Here is a 19,382-nt window from a genome sequence, read left to right on the forward strand (position 1 = left end):
CAACCTTAAACGAACCTTAAATATATTTAAAAGCTTAAAACTTTCATAGCTTTTCATTTAAGCTTCATTAAAGGTTCGTTGTGATATAATTTAGATAAATATAGCTTTAAAAGGAGACAAACAAAATGAGAATATTAATAGTAGAAGATGAACTTCCGCTAGCTGAGGCTTTAACTCAGATTCTTAGAAAAAACAATTATACTGTTGATGCAGTTAACGACGGCGAAAGTGGCTTAGACAATGCTGTAACGGGTATTTACGACTTGATAATTTTAGATATTATGCTTCCTAAAATGGATGGACTAAGCATTCTTAAGGCTATTAGAAAAGAGGGACTTTCCACTCCTGTAATACTATTAACTGCAAGAGGAGAAATTTCTGACAAGGTTCATGGTCTTGACAGCGGGGCAGATGACTACTTAGCAAAACCTTTTGCAAGTGAAGAGCTTTTAGCAAGAATACGAGCTATGTCAAGGCGTAAAGGCGAGGTTCTTCAAGATAACAACTTAAGATTTGGCGACTTGCAATTAAACCCTTCCACCCTCAAGCTAACAAAGGACAGCAAGGAAATTAAGCTTATCCTTAAGGAGGCTGAGCTCTTAGAACTTCTTATTACTAGAAAAGGCCTTGCTACTTCTAAGGAACTAATAATTGAAAAGCTGTGGGGCTATGATTCTGATGCAGAACATAATCATGTTGAAGTTTATATATCTTTTTTAAGAAAAAAACTTGTTTACTTAAATTCCGGCGTTACTATAAATACTGTAAGAGGTGTTGGCTACATTTTGGAGGACGGAAATGTTTAAGCAGCTTAGAAATAGATTTTTAATACTGAATTTAGTTATTATATCAATTATGATGTTTATTTCTTTCACAACGATATATCTAGTAACTTATAATAATGTCCGCAAGGATATCAACATGGAAATGATGAAGTTATCCGACTTTAATAAAAAACCAAACAATGGGCCAAGAGATGCTAAGATTGGTGATGTTAGACCAGATGACCGTATGGATCGTTCCTTGTCTTTCAGTCTAACAGTGGATAACAATAGCAATCTTGTAGATTATTTTTCCGTGTTTAATATGGATGAGGATTTTTACGAGACCGCAAAAGAAAAGGCTCTATCTGAAAAGACTAGCGAAGGAAGGTTTAAGCTTGAAGATACCTACTGGGAATTTGTGATTAGACCTATTCCTGACGGGACTGGCTTTAGATTAGTATTTTTAGATATAACCTCGAGACATTCTTATTTAACTAATTTGATTTATACATTCTTAGTGGTAGCACTTGTTATGCTTGTTGCAATTTTCTTCATAAGTAGATTCTTTGCAAACAAATCAATTAAACCGATTAAGGAAAGCTTTGACAAGCAAAAGCAATTTATTGCTGATGCCTCACACGAATTGAAAACACCCCTTGCTGTTATAAATACAAATACAGATGTTCTTTTATCAAATAGTGAGGATGCTATAAAAAATCAATCTAAATGGATTTATTATATAAAATCTGAAGTTGAAAGAATGACAAAGCTAACTAACGACTTATTATACCTTGCACAAGTTGATCATTCAGATATTAAGCTAATATCCACAGATTTTAATTTAAGCGAAACTATTGAGAATGTTATTTTAACAATGGAGGCAGTTATTTTTGAAAATGATATGTTTCTAGACTACAATATCGAACCTAATGTTTTAATTCATGGAAACAATGAACAAATTAAGCAAGTAGTAATGATACTTTTAGATAACGCTTTAAAATATACCAATCCCAAAGGCAGAATTTCTCTTTCCTTAAAAAAGTTTAGCAACAAATCCGTGATGACAGTTTCTAATACTGGCAAAGGAATACCAGAGGAATATATTAGCAGGATATTTGATCGTTTTTACCGCATCGATAAATCTCGCTCAAAAAATAGTGGGGGCTACGGACTAGGCCTTTCTATAGCAAAGGCAATAGCTGAGCAGCATGGTGGGAAGATTTCTGTTAAAAGCATTCCAGATGAAGAAACAAGTTTTATAATTGAACTTCCTCGTATTAATAATCAATAAAAGAATAAAATAGCCATTGCTTAATCCTTAAGCAATGGCTATTTTATTCTTTTATTGAAAACTAGATATCGCGATATCTTCTTATCTTGATATCACGATATCTAGTTATATTTTTATATTGTTAAGTTTTTATTATTGCTGCTGTGCAGGAGGTTGTTGAGGTTGCTGGCCAGATGGAGGAGCGGATGGACGTTCTCCCTTTTGGCCTCCCTCTCCTCTAAATCCGCCTTTACCACCAGGTCCTCCCTGCATGCCGCTTTTAGCAGTTGTTACTCCTGATTCATTAAGCCAAGTCGTTGAGTTTGAGATAGCAAAGCTTACAACCTTTGTACCACCTTCGTATTTTCCATCAATATATAGTCCGTCTTTAGAAGTGCCTGTTGACTTTCCTCCTGAATAAAGTGTGTAATTCTCGCCTTTTTTAAGCTGTGGTGAACTTATAACTACAGTTTGATACTCCTTACCCGGTGCAAAGGTGACGATAGCATTTCCTTTTCCGTCTTGAAGGTTAACAATAGTTCCTGCAGCTTGAGCCTTAGGATAAGTCATTATTATAGAATTTTGAGCTGATGTATCTGAAGGTGCTTGAGCCATTCCTGAGCTTCCTGCTGAAACTAAGTAGCCTCCAGTCATCTCAAAGGTTCCATCATAGTCTAAAGCGCCATTATAATTTGCTGTTGGCCCGCTTACAATTACTGTACCCTTAGTCATATATATTGAGCCATTAGCATCCAAGCTATCACCAACAGAATTTATTACTATATATCCACCATTTATATTTAGCTTATTGCTGCTTGAGGAGTTAAAATTATTTTGTCCTGGGCGCCCATTTACAGAAGACCCGTCAGCACCCCCACCAGCATTTAAACCATCATCACTTGCAGTAACATAAATCTCTCCATCTGAAATTGTTATTATTGAACTCTCTATTCCTTCATAGCTTTTTGTAATATTTATTTTTCCACCCTTTGCAAAGATAGTAGAATCTCCATGAATGCCATCATCTCCAGAAGTAATATTGAAGCTTCCACCTTCTATAGTAACATTGTTGTTACTATGTATAGAATCATCAGCAGAATCGATATTAAAGGTACCGCCGGCAACTCCTACATCTGCTCCAGCTTTTATTGCCTTTGCGCTTTCAGATTCAGTCTGAGCGGAGGTTGCTGTATTTGTGCTATTAGTATTCTTCCCAGAATCCATTGGTCCTCTCATTCCTTCTTCAGCTTTTTTAGTGCCATTTACACTTCCGCCGCCAGATATAATATTAAAAGAACCATTTGTTATAAGTACCGCCGTTTCAGCTTGTATTCCATCATTTTTAGATTTTAGATTAAAGGTTCCATTTTCAATAGCTACTATTCCCTTATCTGCAGCCTCATCATTAGAAGATTTAACTGCATCGCCTCCAGCCTCAATATTTATTGAGCCTTCCTTTACAGCTAATATATCACGTCCTACTATACCGTCATCAACCGCTATAACATAAATATTTCCTTCTACAATTTTCAAATCATCCTTGCTTGCAATTCCATCTTTATAATTTGCCTTTACAGTTAACTTGCCTGTTCCATTTATAACTAGGTTATCCTTACTAAAAATCGCTGCACTTGGTTCATCTGAAGAGGCATCTTCCAACGTGTATTTTTCACCATCTGTTATACTATTTTCTGTGCCAGCCTCAATCGATAGTATTGTTTTGCCTGCATTCTTTACATAGATAGGTGCATTATCAGAGCTCTTTATCTCTGTGCCGTTTAAAACAATTTTAACTGTCCCCTTATCCTTAACATCTACAATAATTTGTCCATTATCTAATTTTCCACTAACAACATAAACTCCTGCTGCAGTTATTGTAATTTTACTAGCCTTAACCTCGGCACCAGACCCCTTTAAGTTTGCAGTAGTCCCACTCAACTCAATATAATTTGGATTTTCATTTTTCCAGTCACTATAGGATTCTTCTTTCTCATAAGTAACAAGCTGACTTATAATAGAACCTACATTTTTATCTCCTATTATGCTGGCTTTGGCTTGTGCTGTTGTCTCAGTTTGAGTACTTGTTTCTGTTTGTGTTCCGCCTTTAGAACTGCAGCCATATAAAAACGTAGTTGTTACTAACGCTGCTACTACCTTTAAATACACAGATTTTTTATTCATAATATTTATCTCCTTTTTCTACTTCATTTATTGTTGTTTAACAGTTTCATATTGATTATGTATTAATTTTATATATTGAACCTTAAACAAACCTTAAATAAAAAAATATCTGATTCTATGACTTCAATTATCATAAAATCAGACACCATCTTAGTTGTAACAAACAACAGGAGTACCTGGAGTAATATTATCAAATATAGCTTTTGCTAAATTATATGGTGAATTCACACAGCCATGAGACCCGTTCGTCTTATAGATACTTCCACCAAAAGCATTTCTCCAGCTTGCATCATGAATTCCTATACCTCCGTTAAAGGGCATCCAAAAGTTTACTGGAACTGAGTAATCAGGACCATCCAGTGTAGCATTTCGTTCTTTGTATTTTAGTTTATAAATACCTGGAGGTGTCGTATTTTTAGAACTTACATTACCTGTAACCACATCTCCCTGAGCTATTAGGGCACCGTTTTTATAAAACCACATATGCTGCTTTGTAAGATCTATTTCAACATAAGTACTTCCAATATCATTTTTTCCTAAAGCAAAGGCTGTTGCAATATACGCTGGTTCTTTTTCCAAGGTTTTTCCTTCTTTTATTGCAGCAACTAATGTCTCTGTTTCCTTCGATTTATTGACCTTCCAGCCATAATCTCCGCCTTTAACATTTATTACCTTCCCAGAAGATGCGGTAAAGTTCCTTGTGCTTCCTATTGTATCATAAGATTTAGAAAGAGCATCAACAAACTCCTTCACCTTTCCCTCGTCAAGTTTTACTGCGTAACTTTCATCCATAGTTATCCACTCATTTATTTTTGAGCCATCTAATATTTCTTTTTGATCTCCAATAGTGTATGTTACCTTAGAAGATATATATTTATTAAGCATGTCTCTTGCATCAATAACCTTTTGTGACTTTGAAGTATATTCAGGTTTAACATAGCAATCAATAGCTTCAAAATCTAATATGGTTCCTTCTTTAAGTATTGTCTCAGATATATGCTTATATAAAATATCCTTATCCACTTTAGTTCCTGGTACTTCATCAACAATTACATAATTATTATTCTCATATTTCACTTCAGCATTTTTAGGTTCAATTATAGTATTTGTTTCAAAACAGGAAAGCTTATCTATTCTCTCCTTTAGCATATTATCATCATGTTTTAAATCTATAGCCATTTTATGTGCTTCTTTATTAAATAAGGCCCATATCCACTTATAAGGATTTTGCTGCTCTTTAAAGCTTTTAAAATCGCCTTCCAAATTATATTTCAAACCAATTTCTTCAGCTTTAATTTGCTCAGTCTTACCTCCTCGCTCTTTTAAATTTAGATTATATTTTACAAGCTCGGTGGCCATTTTCTCGTTTACCTGTTCCACAGTTTTACCTGATATATTAATTCCATTAATTTCAGAACCGAAATAAAAATGCTTCATAAAATATGCTACCATTCCCAAATATATAATAAACAGCACGCAAAGAAAAACTATAACACCTATAGCAATTTTTTTATGCTTTTTAATAAATTCTTTCGCTCTGTTTATTAGCTTTTTTTTAAGTCGTCTTTCTACTCTTGTTTCCGTAACACCCAACCCCTTTAAATGAAATTAAACTAAAAAAATAAGGCTTGTCTTTTTTCTAAGGCACATTTTATTCTATGCTGCCACTCTATATATTAAAACCAATATTACCATTTTAAGAAAATCAAAAACATTCAGTTATATTTTACCATATCTCTCAACTATCAACATATCTTTTATATTCTCTTTTTCGTCAATAAACACCAACTGTTTACTATAGCACATTTGGCACACTGTGAATAGTATATAAAAAAACTATATTTCTAGGAGGTATTTTTATGTTTCTCGGCTTAAAGTCTCTAATTGCAATTGCTAAGATTCACAACGGAAAAGAGCCAGAAGATAAAGATTTTCTGGACAAGTCTATAGCAACCTTCGGCTACGCTTATGATATAAAACAGGATATGTTTTACTCTACTCAGGATGCATGGCAGAGGAAGATGGGCTACTGTCGCTTATATGATGAATCAGCTGCAGTCACTGGAATGATTGTAGATTGTGAACCCTTCTATTTTGAATATGGAGGAAAAAAGTGGCTTATCGAAATTTGGAAAGGCCAATATGACATGGTAACTGGTTGTGAAATAGGAATTTACACCTCTGACTTCAAAAACTTAAACATTCCTATAATTTATAAAAATCTCTTTTACCACTGTGCAAGTGATGAAGATATGCTTCATATGAATGCTGTATTAATAAAGAATGGAAAGGTCCTCTTTGAAAGGGATGATACCCACTGGTGGCTAACAGGATTTAAGCTGGCCGAGTTTTCAAAGCCCTCAGAACTGATTATGAAAGTAACAATTACTTTAAAAGATGAAGAAATGTGCAAAGCATTTGTACAAGCACTAAGGAAAACAGGTTATCTAAATAAACAAATTGATATAAAAGAAAATACTGTAAGCTTCACCTTTAATAAGCCTCATACCGCTCAGCCTTATACCCGCACTTGGTTAACAGATTGGATAATACAAGAAAAGAATAAGTATTTATGCGACAAGTATAACGGTATAGCTAGACCAGTTGATTGGTTAACAGATAAATTAGCGATAGTTATTGTACAATGTCCTGAAGTTTACAAAAGCTTTAAAAATTTAATTAAACAAAAAAAGAATGATTAATCAAACATCTAAGCTTTGATACCTTCTCGAGGTGAGATAATGAGCACATTTAAACGCATAACTAAAATATTTAAAAGCTCTGTAGAAATTCCTTTTGATGACTCCTCAAAAATCGTTTTAATGAGCGATTGTCATAGGGGAACAGGTGGATTGTCAGACGCATTTTCAAAAAATCAAAATCTTTATTTTGTAGCACTGAAAAATTATTATAACAAAAACTTCACTTATATTGAAATTGGTGATGGGGATGAACTATGGAAAAGCACCAATTTTTCTGAGATTAAGAGAGAATATAGCCATATCTTTTGGTATCTGTCTAACTTTTATAAAGAAGGAAGACTCCACTTTATCTTTGGTAATCACGATATAATTAAGAAAAGTAGTAAATTTGTTAAAAATAATTTATATGAGTACTATAATGAGCATGAAAAAAAAACTGTTCCTTTATTTGAAAATATACAGATTCATGAAGGACTAGTTTTAAAATATACGGTTACACATGATAAAATCCTTTTGGCACACGGACATCAAGGCCAATTTTTAAACGATAAGATGTGGTATTTGGGCAGATTATTATGCCAAACTCTCTGGGAACCACTTTCTTCTCTAGGAATTAATGATCCGACAAATACGGCAAAAAATTATGATCAGCAAGTTGCTGTTGAGAAAAAACTTATTGAGTGGGCAAAAAAGAAAAAGACTATGCTTATTGCAGGTCACACTCACAGACCAGTATTTCCTAAAGTAGGCAAGCCGCCTTACTTTAATGCCGGTAGCTCGGTCCACCCTAGATGCATAACTGCACTAGAGATATCACAGGGGACAATAGCACTTGTTAAATGGAACGTAAAGACAAAAGAAGACGGCACATTGTATATAGGACGAGATATATTGGAAGGACCTACCAAACTAACAAAGTACTTTGATATATATAAATAATGAAAAAGTGCCTGACCCAATAAAGCTTTGTGACAGGGTCAGGCACCTTCAATTACTGACTAAGAAATGTTGAAGCTTTATATACTTTTCTCCTTTTCTTATAGTAATCCACACATACCATAAAATATAAACTGAAGCTACTATTTCTAAAGTTTATTAATTATTAGATTTCCTGATTCATATTTCTTAAGACCTCTGTAAAATACTGAATAAGCTATGATAATCCATAATAATGCTACTCCAAAAACTTCTAAAAGTAATACTAGATTAAACTCGTTTATAACTCTAGCTGGAATATATACCATAAAGCCAGCAGGAATTAAAGTATAAAGCACATATTTAAGCCCCCCTTTAAATATCCCTTCCGGATATATGCTGAAGCTTATTAAAAATTCAGTTGTGAGCTGCGCCAAGCCTTCTACATTTCCTGCATAAAAGCTTAAGGCATGAAAGGTTACTAATACTGCAGCAAACATTATGCCTGCAGTTATAGCAAAAGTTAAAAATAATGCAAAACCTTTAACGTCAATACCTCTAACTATAAAAAATAGGATTATGCCGTATAAAGTATCTCCCCAAGCTGAAACTATAGTTTTTGAACAAATTAGGTTAATCAAAGGGTCTTTAGGCTGAAGAAGATAGGTATCCAACTCACCGTTTAATATCATTCTTGTAATCTGACCTACGTTTCCAAAAATAACAAAGCATATTCCAAAACCTGATGAGGATAATGCCCACAGCATCATAACATCCTTAAAGCCGTAGCCTCCTATGCTGTTAACATTATTAAACAATATCCACCAAAAAAATATAAAGGCAGCATTGTTTAATACCATGCCAAGGCTCTGAACAAGAAAGCTCACTCTGTATTCCATAACAGAAGCAATATTAAATCTAAAATAGTAAAACATTAACTTAAGACTTTTTCTAACCTCCATTAACATTTAAGCTCTTTGCCCCCTTTCTATATAAGATCATAGCAACCATAAAGGCTACTGCTAAATAAACTAGCTGAATGAAAAATTGTCTATAAAAACTTGCAAAGGAAAAATCTACTGCAAGCTTTGCTGGTACATAAGTTACGTAGGCAAAAGGCATATACTTTGATATGCTTTGAAGCCATTTAGGGAAAAGGTCTATTGGCATAAGCATTCCACCCAAAGTGAAAACAAGCTTTGAATAAATCCAAAAGAAAGCACTATTTTCCTCAAACCAGAAAGAGGTTAGAGCTAAAATTATATAGATAAAGAAATGTATAATGCATCCGACTATTATTGAAAGAACTATAAATGGAAGATGTACAAACCTAAAGTTTTCCAGAGTTCCAACATAAATCAGCCCAATAGATAGCCCCACTATACCGTTGGTTAAAAGCTTCATGCCTATTTCACCTAAAAAATAGGATAGACAGTATAGTACATAGTTATAAGGTTTATTTAGCAAATAAGCTATATTACCTGTTTTCACATCTTCATTCACTTGGTTGTAAAGGTCTGTCCTAGAAAGAGTTATAAGTTCTGTAACGACCAAATACCATATCATTTTATTTAAGGTTAAACCGCCTAGACTATCCCCCTTTTGACTATAGATATTTTTCCAGAGCATCAAATATATGAACATGATAAATACGAAAAATATATTTTTACTTAAAAAGTTCCAGAAGTAAACAAGGCTGTTTGACATAGTTATTTTTGAAACTTCTGCATACTTACGAATTGCCTTCATGCTTATCCCTCCTGTATTCCTTTTTTGCACTTAATGATTATCAATCATTAACTGTAATCTCCCTGTTCTGCTGGTAGATATGTGATATGATTTCCTCTAATGGAGCCTCAGATATAGTTATATCGTTAACCTTTCCATACCTTATAAGCATAGTCAATACTTCTTCAATATCCTGCTTAGAGGTATCCACTTGAACCTTCAAGGCATTTCCCTTGTTCTTAATGATATTTATACCTGGGTTATCAATAATTACAGGTTGGTTGTATTTAATATGAATTTCCTTTTTATTTAAATAGTCGTACTTAAGACGTTTAATAGTTTCGTTTAGTACAATTTCTCCATGATTGATAATTATTGCCCTCTTGCAAAGCTGCTCTATATCTCCTGCATCGTGTGAGGTTAAAAAAATTGTAGTTCTCTCCTCCTTGTTTAGCTGAAGAATGAGCTCTCTTATCTTCTGCTTAACTACTACATCCAAGCCTATTGTAGGCTCGTCTAAAAATATAACTTCTGGTTCATGAAGGATTGATGCTGCTATCTCACAACGAATTCTTTGTCCTAAAGAAAGTTTTCTTACAGGTACATCCATTAAATCCCCAATTTCAAAAATCTCCTTTAGGAAGTCTATTCTCTTTTTAAGTTTAACTTTATCCATTTCATAAATATTACCCAGCAAGTTAAAGCTGTCTAGTGGCGGCAAATGAAACCAAAGCTGAGACTTTTGTCCGAACACCGTACCTATTTTAAAGGATAATTGCTTCCTCTGAAGTGACGGGCTTAATCCTAATACTTCAATGCTTCCTGAAGATGGGTGTAATATTCCTGTGAGCATTTTAATAGTAGTTGATTTTCCTGCCCCATTTGGTCCAATAAAGGCTAGTATTTCTCCTTTCTCAACCTCGAAGGAAATATTGTTTACTGCCTCTATATCTCTATATGTTGGTGAGAATAGTGATTTAATACTTCCACTGAGTCCAGGGTCTTTTGTTTTAACTCTGAAGGTTTTGTGCAGCTTGTTAACCTTGATGATACTCATAATAATCCCCCCTAAAAAAAGTAAAGCCTAAAGCACAAGTCTCCTGTTTGAGACTCGTCCTTTAGGCTTTTTTCCTAAAAGTGTAGATAAACTCCTGTACCGCTCGGACCAGACATCTATTGATCGGAACCCTAGATACACTCTCGTTATTGATATTATAGCATAAATGTAAGTTTTTACAATAACTTTTAGCGTCCTTTTATATTAGCTTTCTCTTTTTAAAAGGAGCCATCATAAACCTTTGGGCAGATTTTACATTGGTAAGCCATTCTAGGTGTGCATCCTGTTTTGTATTAGCAAGGATTCTAGGAATAAAAAACTTTGCAACTGCTTCTGGTTTATCTGCTAAAATGTTGAATATTTTTTTAAACTGATTGTCTTCTGTAACCGAAGAAGGTTCGCCTGTTGGTGATTTAGTGATGAATTCAGTAAGCATCATTCCTGGAGATAATCTACCTACCTTTACAGGAGAATCTTTCAATTCCTTTGCAAGACTTTTGGTAAAGTAGGTGAGGGCTCGTTTTGAAGTGCCGTATAAAATAGTTTTTTCTATAATCATATCATTTGATCCTAGCCCTTCCATGTTCCATACCTGACCATGCCCTTGTTTAAGCATATTTTCTACAGCTACCTTAGAACCATACATAACTCCTTTTATATTTGTATCAACAACAGCATCTATATAACTCTCTTCAGTATCCCACATAAATTCACGAGGACAATTTTGTCCTGCATTGTTAATCCAAACATCAATACCTCCCCATCTTTCAGCTGATTTAATCCATAGATTCTTAATATCAGATATAGCTCTCACATTGCAAGAAATAAAAATTAACTGTTTTTCAAACTCCTTAAGCTCCTCTTTTGCTCTATTAAAAGAATCTGGTTTTGAACCTGAAATTGTTACATTGCATCCTGCCTTTAGAAATTCTCTAGCCATAGCCAACCCTAGTCCCCGTGTACTGCCTGTAATTACTACGTTTTTCATAATATCCCCCCCTATTTTATTAGTTGTTTTTATTGTAGCACAAAGCCTGACACTATGTAATAAATTTCCATAGTGTCAGGCCAGTTTTTAAATCATCCCTTCAACTACAGCTGTAGTAATGTGAACGATAGATACTCATGTTTATCCAATCTGTATATTGATCCATACTATTCCACCTGGACATAATAAGGGGGTGACATCTATTTACTCACCACTACCAACTATGCAAACTGTTATAAAAGTTCTCTTACTTTTTTAGCTACAGCAGCTGCCAATCGTTTATGTTCTGAAACCTCCAAATGTATTCCATCTATATCACTTGATGTAATATTTTTTGCAGCATCAAGGAATTCGCAACCTAATAACTTGGACACTGATTCAAAACGCTCTGATAGTTTATGCGATTTTTCTTCCCCACCTTCAAAGGCTTCTGCAAATACCCCTACTTCCTTTATTGGAGGAGGTGCTATTAGCAAAACCTTTGGAGCTTTCCAATTCGGTCCTGCATTACTGCTTTGAATCATTTTCACTAAAATTCCAGCTCCATTAGCAATGTCGCCAGCTGTTAGTGAAAATCTCTTTTTTAAATCATTTGTTCCTAATAGTATTATAACTAAATAAACTGGACTATGAGATTCAATGCAAGGTATAATGTACTCCTTGCCACTTCTATGTTCTCCTATAGGATCATTAAACACAGTAGTTCTTCCACATAGCCCTTCCTCAATAACGAAATATTCACTTCCAAGTTCTTCCCTAAGTAAGCTGCCCCACCTTTCTTCCATTGAATAACGTGCTCCGCCTGCAGGATTATAACCCCAAGTATTCGAATCCCCAAAACATACTATAGTTTTCATCTTATCCTCCTGTTTTGCTATATTCCTTCACTAATAAACTATCCACATTATACCATTGCCTGCCAAAAACAAAAAGCTTTCCATAATATAAATTAATATCACGGAAAGCTCTTTATTGTTATCTATTTCCTAGGAAATAAGTTACATATTCTCTAAGCTGAAATCTCTGATGTTTCAAACTGACTGTTATAAAGGTTAGCATAGAAGCCGCCTTTTTCAAGAAGCTCTTCATGGGTTCCCTGCTCAACAATATCTCCATGATTCATAACTAGAATTAGGTCAGCATCACGTATTGTTGAGAGTCTGTGGGCTATTATAAAGCTTGTTCTATTCTTCATAAGATTATTCATAGCCTTTTGAATTTGCACTTCTGTACGAGTATCTACTGAGCTTGTTGCCTCATCAAGAATCAATATCTTAGGATCTGCAAGGATGGCTCTGGCTATAGTTAACAACTGCTTCTGTCCTTGTGATACGTTTGAAGCTTCTTCATTTAAAACCATATTGTAACCATCTGGAAGAGTATGCACAAAACTGTCTACGTGGGCTGCCTTTGCAGCTTTTTTTACCTCTTCATCTGTAGCATCAAGTCTTCCATAACGAATATTCTCCATAATGCTTCCATTATAAAGCCATGTATCTTGAAGGACCATGCCAAACATTGAGCGAAGGTCATTTCTTGAAAATTCTCTTATATCGTGACCATCAATAAGTATTGCTCCACTATTAACATCATAGAATCTCATAAGAAGCTTAACCATTGTTGTCTTACCTGCTCCAGTTGGACCTACTATAGCAACTCTTTGTCCTGGCTTAATTGAAGCTGAAAAGTCATTTACAACTATCTTGTCTGGATTATATCCAAAGTGAACATCTCTAAATTCAACTGCTCCATGTACTTCATCAAGCTTAACCGGGTTCTCTGCTTCTGGAACTTCTTCCTCTTCTGCAAGAAATTCAAATACTCTCTCTGCTGATGCAGCGGTTTGCTGAAGAATATTTGATATATTGGCAATTTGAGAAATTGGTTGTGTAAACTGGCGTACATACTGTATAAAGGCTTGAATATCACCAACTTGTATTGATTTCTTTGCTGCTAGATATCCGCCCATTATACATACTGCAACATAACCAAGGTTACCTACAAACCCCATTAGAGGCATCATTATACTTGTAAAGAATTGTGACTTCCAAGCAACTCCATAAAGCTTGTTATTGTTTACCTCAAACTCTTTAACGCTTTTTTCTTCTCCATTAAAGGCTTTCATTACCTGGTGACCACCGTACATTTCTTCAACATGACCGTTTACGTGACCTAAATAATCCTGCTGCTCTTTAAAATACTTTTGTGATCTCTTAACTATAGCCATTATAAGAATCATAGATATAGGCAGTATGATAAGTGATACAAGAGTCATTGTCCAGCTTATGCTTAGCATCATTATAAGAACACCTACTACTGTTGTAATTGATGTTATTATTTGTGATAAGCTCTGATTTAAGGTTTGGCCTAGTGTATCAACGTCGTTTGTAACACGAGATAAAACCTCACCATGGTTTGTGCCGTCAAAATACTTTAGAGGCATACGGTTTATCTTTTCTGAAATATCCTTTCTAAAGCCATAGCTTACCTTCATGGCTACATTAGACATTATCCAGCCTTGTATATAAGCTAGCAGTGAGCTTACTCCATATAAAACTATAAGTGTAAGCATTATTCTTCCTATATAATCAAAATCTACTCCTTCACTTGTGCCAGCTATTTTACCCATTATGCCTTCAAATAATTTTGTGGTAGCCTTACCTAAAATCTTCGGTCCTGCAATACCAAAACCTGCACTGGCTGCGGCAAATATAAATACTGTAATTAATGAAAACTTATATACGCTTAAATATTCTATAAGTTTTTTCATGGTTCCCTTGAAGTCACGCGCTTTGTCGCCCTTCATCATACCCATTGGCCCTCCATGTCCGGGGCCTCCTCCTCCTTTTGGAGGCTTTACGTTATTATTTTGGTTTTCACTCATGCTAGTTCCTCCTTCGAGAGCTGTGATAAAGCTATTTCCTGGTAGGTATCACATGTCTTCATAAGTTCATCATGTGTACCACTTCCTACTATTCTACCTTCATCAAGCACTATAATCCGCTCTGCATTCTTAATTGTTGATATACGCTGTGCAACTATAATAACAGTACTTCCTGAAGTCTGTTCTTTAAGAGCCTTTCTAAGCTTAGCATCTGTTTTAAAGTCTAGAGCAGAGAAGCTGTCATCAAATATATAAATCTGAGGCTTTTTAACAAGGGCACGAGCAATAGATAATCTTTGTTTTTGCCCACCAGATACGTTTGTTCCACCTTGTGAGATTTCAGTATCAAAGCCTTCTGGCTTCTCACCTATAAACTCCATAGCCTGTGCTATTTCAGCAGCCTTATTTAATTCTTCTTCTGAAGCATTTTCATCAGCATACATTAGGTTGGTTTCAATAGTACCCTTAAATAAGAAACCTTTTTGAGGCACATAACCAACCTGCTCTCGAAGCTCGTGCTGTGTAACTTCTCTTATATCAATTTCATCAAGTAAAATTTGTCCCTTGGTTATATCATAGAAACGCGGTATAAGATTAATTAAAGTTGTTTTGCCCGAACCTGTTGAACCTATAATAGCAGTAGTCTGACCAGGCAAAGCCGTAAAGCTTATATCTTTAAGCATATCTTCCTCAGCTTCTGGATATCTAAAGGATACGTTTTTAAACTCTAAAGTACCCTTTGCTTTTCCACCAAAGGTTTTAGGCTTTTCTGGGTCTATAATTGTAGATTTTACCTCCAAAACCTCTGATATTCTTTGCCCTGATACTGAGGCTCTAGGTATCATTATAAACATAAAGGACATCATCAGGAAGGCCGATATAATCTGCATTGCATACTGCATAAATGCCATCATGTCACCAACCTGCATTGAGGATTCTGCTATCCTGTGAGCTCCAACCCATACTATAAGCAAGGTAGCTCCATTCATGATAAGCATCATAACAGGGAACAAGGTTATCATTATTCTGCTTACAAATAACATTGTGCCTGTAAGATCTCTATTAGCCTTGTCAAATCTCTTCTCTTCAAACTTTTCAGTGTTAAAGGCTCTAATAACCATCATCCCTGATAAACTTTCACGGGTAACCAGATTTAGTTTATCTACAAGCTTTTGAACTGCTTTAAATCTTGGGAGCGCCATTGAGAATACTATTCCTATAAGACCTAAAAGCACTACAACCGCAAGGGCAATAATCCAAGACATTGAAGCAGCCTTATTCATTGCCTTTATTACTCCACCTATACCTATAATTGGAGCATATATTATCATTCTAACAGCCATTACTATAAGCATTTGAATTTGTGTGATATCATTTGTAGTTCTTGTTATAAGTGATGCTGTTGAGAACTTGTCAAATTCTGTGTTTGAAAATTGTTCAACCTTTGTAAATACGTCTTTTCTAAGGTCTCTTGAAACTCCTGCCGCTGTTCTAGACGCGAGAAACCCAACTGCTACAGTAGCTATAGCACTTAAAAGGGATATTCCAAGCATGATAACACCAGCTAAAAGAATATAGTTCCTTTGTATTTTGTCTGTATCCATGCCAAGCGCTTTATATTCTTCCTTAATAGAAGCAGCGGCGCCTTGGATAATCATCTTATCTCCTAAAGCTTCAAATCTTTTATTTGAATCCTCAGAGATTTTAGCTCTTTGATCCTCAGGAAGCTTTGCAAACACTGCAAACAAATCAGTACTTGCAGGGATCTTATTCCCATTGAATTCAATAAAGCCGTCTTTAGCATTTTCCTTCATTTTTTCGACGCCTGTAACTGTTAATAGCGCCTTACCCATCACAGGATTAAGCTTTTCTACTTCTGTATCCTTAATATCATTAAGTACATATATTGATTCTTTCTCAAGCGCTGGATAGCTCTTAAGGTATTTGTCATAGTCTGAGTTTGATTTATCGATTAGTGTATAGTTCTTTAAAACTTCTTGCTTATCCTCATTATTCATAAATATTGTAAGCTTATCCATTTGACTTACTCTAATGGCGTCAGGTACAGCATTTTCAATACCATTTTGTTGAATCCCTACATTAACTATATTAGACATATAGTCAGGTAGAGAAAGATCTGCCATAGCCTGCCCAAAAAGCAGTACTACTGCAATTAAAAGCAGTCCTATATATGGCTTTAAATATTTTGCCAATTTATACATTGTTGTATCGTCTCCTTGCTAAAAATATTTTGTTTTGATAAAAACCTAGTCATCCTGTCTATCCATAACCTTTTGTAAAGTATCCATACCCTTAAATATAATATCTAGTTCTTCTGGAGTAGCTTTGTTCATCATCTGTTCTATAATATTATTAATTTCATCAAAGTGTTTTTGAGAATGTTTTATAAATTCATCAGTAACTTTCACATAAACTACTCTTCTGTCCTCCTTGCTTCTAACTCTCTCTACTAGACCTTGATTTTCAAGTCTATCTAGGATTCCAGATACAGTACTATTAGATAACCCAAGTTTATCACTTAACTCACTAACTTTCATTTCTCCGTTATGAGCTAAAGTTCCCATTAACATTCCCTGAGGTCCAGTCAAATTCATTTCCTTAAAGTGATTGCCCATTCTTTGCTTTATAGCATTCGTAACCTTTTTCATTAACTGAATGATTTTAACCGCCTTACTTACTTCCTCCACAGAACCTACACCTTCTTTCAATTCTTTTGTTTAGAAATATTCGTGCTAGTACTATTCGCATTACCATATTTCGTACACAAAATATATTTTACTCGCTTACTTATATAATGTCAATGGTTCAAAGACGCTATGTAACGATTACACTAAGATATTTTTTACTGCACTGTTAATATCATTTATTTATGCTCTCCACACGATTAAATACTGTGTATTAATGTGGCAATTTACAATTAAACAGCTATGTTTATATAAACATTTCACAAATTCTTAACAAATATTCCTCATTTTATTCAAAATTTATTGCATTATAATTTAAATGCTGATAAACTATGCTTGGTTTATGTTAGTTAATTAACAAACAATTGAGGAGGCAGAATGATGAAAAAACTAAAAAAACTATTTTGTTTATCATTAGTAGTAACTATGCTTTTTACTCTAATGACAGGTTGTACTTCTTCCAGCTCTAAAGCAAACAAATATATTGGAGAAGGACAAGGTAAGCACGGTACTTTAAAAGTAGAGGTTACTGTAGAAAACCAAAAGATTAAGGATATAACTGTTTTAGAAACCAAGGAAAACCCTATTCTTAGTGAACCTGTGTTTAACCAAATAAAGGCTCTTATGATAGATAAGAACAACGCTAATGTTGATGCCGTAAGCGGTTCAACTGCAACTAGTGAAGCATACATAAATGCTGTACAAGCTGCTCTTAAAAAAGCAGGTTTGAATTTATCTGCTGATAAAATATCAGTAGAACCTGAGAAGGAAAAGCAAACGACTCAAGAATATGATGTAGTAGTTATAGGTGCTGGTGGTGCTGGCTTTAGTGCTGCAATAGAGGCTAGAAACGCTGGAGCTAACGTAGTTATTCTTGAAAAAATGCCTTCCATCGGAGGAAATACTTTAATTTCTGGTGGAGAAATGAACGCTCCGGGAAACTGGGTTCAAAAGAAACTAAACATAAACAATGATAGCGCTGAAACATTCTATAATGATACTATTAAGGGCGGAGACAATAAGGGTGTTCCAGAGTTAGTAAAAATATTTACTGACAATGCTCTAGCATCTGCAGAATGGCTAAAGGATTATATAAAAGTTAAATTTTTAGAAGACCAGCTTTTCCAATTCGGTGGTCACTCTGTTAAGAGAGCCTTAATACCAGAAGGCCATACTGGCGCTGAAATGATATCAAAATTTAAATCTAAAGCTGATGAATTAAAAATACCTATAAAGCTTCAAACTAAAGCAGAAGAATTTATTACTGAAGGCGGGAAAGTAGTGGGCGTAAAAGCTAAGAACGCTGCTGGACAAGACCTTGTATTTAAGGCAAAAAAAGGTGTTATAATTGCTACTGGTGGATTCGGCTCTAATGTTGAAATGAGAAAGAAATACAATCCTGAAATGGATGAAAAATATTTAACTACTGATGCTCCTGGTACTACAGGTGATGGTATAATTATGACAGAAAAACTAAACGCTGCTACTATGGGAATGGAATATATTCAAACATATCCAATCTCAAATCCAAAAACTGGCTTAATATCTCTAGTTGCAGACAGCAGATTTGATGGTGCTATACTTATAAACCAAGAAGGTAAGAGATTTGTTGAAGAACTAGAAAGAAGAGACGTTATATCTAAAGCTATATTAGCTCAATCAGGCGGATACACTTATCAGCTTTGGAATCAAGATATAGACAATATAAGCAAAACTATAAGCGTTCACAAAGATGAGTATGAGGAACTTGTAAAAGAAGGCATATTATATAAGGCAGAAACCTTAGAAGATGCAGCTAAACACTTCCAAATTCCTGTTGAAACTCTTAAGGCTACAGTTGCTAGAGTTAATGAGTTTGCAAAGACTGGAAAAGACTTAGATTTTAACTATAGAGGAAAATTTGTATCTCTTGAAAAAGGTCCTTACTATATACAAAAGGCTGTACCATCTGTTCATCATACTATGGGTGGACTTGTAATAGATACTAACGCTAAAGTAAAGACTAAAGACGGAAAAGTTATTGAAGGTCTTTATGCTGCTGGAGAAGTTACAGGAGTTATTCATGGAACAAACAGACTTGGCGGTAATGCTATTTCTGATATAGTAACCTTTGGTAGAATTGCTGGAAAATACGCTGCTGAAGGAAAATAGCTAAGAAAAAAATGCTGTAGGCTTAGGTCTACAGCAT

15 protein-coding genes are annotated in these 19,382 nt (G+C 34.8%); 5 read left to right on the top strand and 10 right to left on the bottom strand.

What is annotated here, in order from left to right; all coding sequences use genetic code 11:
- Nucleotides 1-125: 125 nt before the first annotated feature.
- Complete coding sequence (locus tag NBE98_RS06550; protein WP_250813801.1) at nt 126-806, top strand: response regulator transcription factor; 681 nt, start codon at nt 126-128, stop codon at nt 804-806.
- Nucleotides 799-2,055, top strand: coding sequence for a sensor histidine kinase (locus NBE98_RS06555; RefSeq protein ID WP_250813803.1), 1,257 nt, complete (start codon nt 799-801; stop codon nt 2,053-2,055). The genes NBE98_RS06550 and NBE98_RS06555 overlap by 8 nt, the downstream gene beginning before the upstream one ends.
- Nucleotides 2,056-2,187: 132 nt before the next feature.
- Here NBE98_RS06555 and NBE98_RS06560 read toward each other — a convergent pair whose 3' ends face one another.
- Both NBE98_RS06560 and NBE98_RS06565 read right to left on the bottom strand, forming a co-directional pair.
- The gene (locus NBE98_RS06560; RefSeq protein WP_250813805.1) at nt 2,188-4,215 is read right to left on the bottom strand and encodes a carbohydrate-binding domain-containing protein; all 2,028 of its coding nucleotides are present in this window, start codon (nt 4,213-4,215) and stop codon (nt 2,188-2,190) included.
- Between the two features lie 150 nt (nt 4,216-4,365).
- Entirely contained in the window at nt 4,366-5,808 is a 1,443-nt protein-coding gene (locus NBE98_RS06565) for a L,D-transpeptidase family protein (protein ID WP_250813807.1), read from the bottom strand.
- 266 nt (nt 5,809-6,074) lie between these two features.
- Here NBE98_RS06565 and NBE98_RS06570 point away from each other — a divergent pair, with 266 nt between their 5' ends.
- Both NBE98_RS06570 and NBE98_RS06575 read left to right on the top strand, forming a co-directional pair.
- Nucleotides 6,075-6,917 carry a DUF4474 domain-containing protein gene (locus NBE98_RS06570; RefSeq protein ID WP_250813809.1) on the top strand — a complete coding sequence of 281 codons (843 nt, stop codon included), beginning with the start codon at nt 6,075-6,077 and terminating at the stop codon, nt 6,915-6,917.
- 39 nt (nt 6,918-6,956) lie between these two features.
- Entirely contained in the window at nt 6,957-7,856 is a 900-nt protein-coding gene (locus NBE98_RS06575) for a metallophosphoesterase (RefSeq protein WP_250813811.1), read from the top strand.
- Nucleotides 7,857-8,002: 146 nt separating this feature from the next.
- On the opposite strand, the gene NBE98_RS06580 is transcribed toward NBE98_RS06575, so the two are convergent.
- The 8 genes from NBE98_RS06580 to NBE98_RS06615 form a co-directional block, all read right to left on the bottom strand.
- Nucleotides 8,003-8,800 (bottom strand): ABC transporter permease, encoded by a 798-nt coding sequence (locus NBE98_RS06580; RefSeq protein WP_250813813.1) that lies wholly within the window; start codon nt 8,798-8,800, stop codon nt 8,003-8,005.
- Nucleotides 8,784-9,581 (bottom strand): ABC transporter permease, encoded by a 798-nt coding sequence (locus tag NBE98_RS06585; RefSeq protein WP_250813815.1) that lies wholly within the window; start codon nt 9,579-9,581, stop codon nt 8,784-8,786. Before NBE98_RS06585 ends, NBE98_RS06580 begins: the two co-directional genes overlap by 17 nt.
- 40 nt (nt 9,582-9,621) lie before the next feature.
- Nucleotides 9,622-10,617, bottom strand: a complete 996-nt coding sequence (locus NBE98_RS06590) for an ABC transporter ATP-binding protein (RefSeq protein ID WP_250813817.1) — start codon at nt 10,615-10,617, stop codon at nt 9,622-9,624.
- A gap of 199 nt (nt 10,618-10,816) precedes the next feature.
- A complete protein-coding gene (locus NBE98_RS06595; protein ID WP_250813819.1) occupies nt 10,817-11,605 on the bottom strand; it encodes an SDR family oxidoreductase in 789 nt (262 codons plus the stop codon).
- A gap of 233 nt (nt 11,606-11,838) precedes the next feature.
- Complete coding sequence (locus tag NBE98_RS06600) at nt 11,839-12,462, bottom strand: SGNH/GDSL hydrolase family protein (protein ID WP_250813821.1); 624 nt, start codon at nt 12,460-12,462, stop codon at nt 11,839-11,841.
- A gap of 152 nt (nt 12,463-12,614) precedes the next feature.
- Nucleotides 12,615-14,489: an ABC transporter ATP-binding protein gene (locus NBE98_RS06605; protein ID WP_250813823.1), complete on the bottom strand. Its 1,875-nt coding sequence runs from the start codon at nt 14,487-14,489 to the stop codon at nt 12,615-12,617.
- Nucleotides 14,486-16,711 carry an ABC transporter ATP-binding protein gene (locus tag NBE98_RS06610; protein WP_250813825.1) on the bottom strand — a complete coding sequence of 742 codons (2,226 nt, stop codon included), beginning with the start codon at nt 16,709-16,711 and terminating at the stop codon, nt 14,486-14,488. The genes NBE98_RS06605 and NBE98_RS06610 overlap by 4 nt, the downstream gene beginning before the upstream one ends.
- A gap of 45 nt (nt 16,712-16,756) precedes the next feature.
- A complete protein-coding gene (locus NBE98_RS06615) occupies nt 16,757-17,197 on the bottom strand; it encodes a MarR family winged helix-turn-helix transcriptional regulator (RefSeq protein ID WP_250813828.1) in 441 nt (146 codons plus the stop codon).
- A 378-nt stretch (nt 17,198-17,575) separates the two neighbouring features.
- Here NBE98_RS06615 and NBE98_RS06620 point away from each other — a divergent pair, with 378 nt between their 5' ends.
- Nucleotides 17,576-19,345 carry a flavocytochrome c gene (locus tag NBE98_RS06620; protein ID WP_250813830.1) on the top strand — a complete coding sequence of 590 codons (1,770 nt, stop codon included), beginning with the start codon at nt 17,576-17,578 and terminating at the stop codon, nt 19,343-19,345.
- The last annotated feature ends 37 nt before the right edge of the window (nt 19,346-19,382 follow it).

Source organism: Clostridium swellfunianum (assembly GCF_023656515.1).
GTDB lineage: Bacteria > Bacillota > Clostridia > Clostridiales > Clostridiaceae > Clostridium_AT > Clostridium_AT swellfunianum.

What these genes read in the sequence shown, in the direction of transcription:
- NBE98_RS06590 (WP_250813817.1), bottom strand. Translation starts at nt 10,617, where the DNA reads ATGAGTATCATCAAGGTTAACAAGCTGCACAAAACCTTCAGAGTTAAA.
- NBE98_RS06550 (WP_250813801.1), top strand. Translation starts at nt 126, where the DNA reads ATGAGAATATTAATAGTAGAAGATGAACTTCCGCTAGCTGAGGCTTTA.
- NBE98_RS06610 (WP_250813825.1), bottom strand. Translation starts at nt 16,711, where the DNA reads ATGTATAAATTGGCAAAATATTTAAAGCCATATATAGGACTGCTTTTA.
- NBE98_RS06600 (WP_250813821.1), bottom strand. Translation starts at nt 12,462, where the DNA reads ATGAAAACTATAGTATGTTTTGGGGATTCGAATACTTGGGGTTATAAT.
- NBE98_RS06560 (WP_250813805.1), bottom strand. Translation starts at nt 4,215, where the DNA reads ATGAATAAAAAATCTGTGTATTTAAAGGTAGTAGCAGCGTTAGTAACA.
- NBE98_RS06620 (WP_250813830.1), top strand. Translation starts at nt 17,576, where the DNA reads ATGAAAAAACTAAAAAAACTATTTTGTTTATCATTAGTAGTAACTATG.
- NBE98_RS06570 (WP_250813809.1), top strand. Translation starts at nt 6,075, where the DNA reads ATGTTTCTCGGCTTAAAGTCTCTAATTGCAATTGCTAAGATTCACAAC.
- NBE98_RS06575 (WP_250813811.1), top strand. Translation starts at nt 6,957, where the DNA reads ATGAGCACATTTAAACGCATAACTAAAATATTTAAAAGCTCTGTAGAA.
- NBE98_RS06580 (WP_250813813.1), bottom strand. Translation starts at nt 8,800, where the DNA reads ATGTTAATGGAGGTTAGAAAAAGTCTTAAGTTAATGTTTTACTATTTT.
- NBE98_RS06585 (WP_250813815.1), bottom strand. Translation starts at nt 9,581, where the DNA reads ATGAAGGCAATTCGTAAGTATGCAGAAGTTTCAAAAATAACTATGTCA.
- NBE98_RS06555 (WP_250813803.1), top strand. Translation starts at nt 799, where the DNA reads ATGTTTAAGCAGCTTAGAAATAGATTTTTAATACTGAATTTAGTTATT.
- NBE98_RS06595 (WP_250813819.1), bottom strand. Translation starts at nt 11,605, where the DNA reads ATGAAAAACGTAGTAATTACAGGCAGTACACGGGGACTAGGGTTGGCT.
- NBE98_RS06605 (WP_250813823.1), bottom strand. Translation starts at nt 14,489, where the DNA reads ATGAGTGAAAACCAAAATAATAACGTAAAGCCTCCAAAAGGAGGAGGA.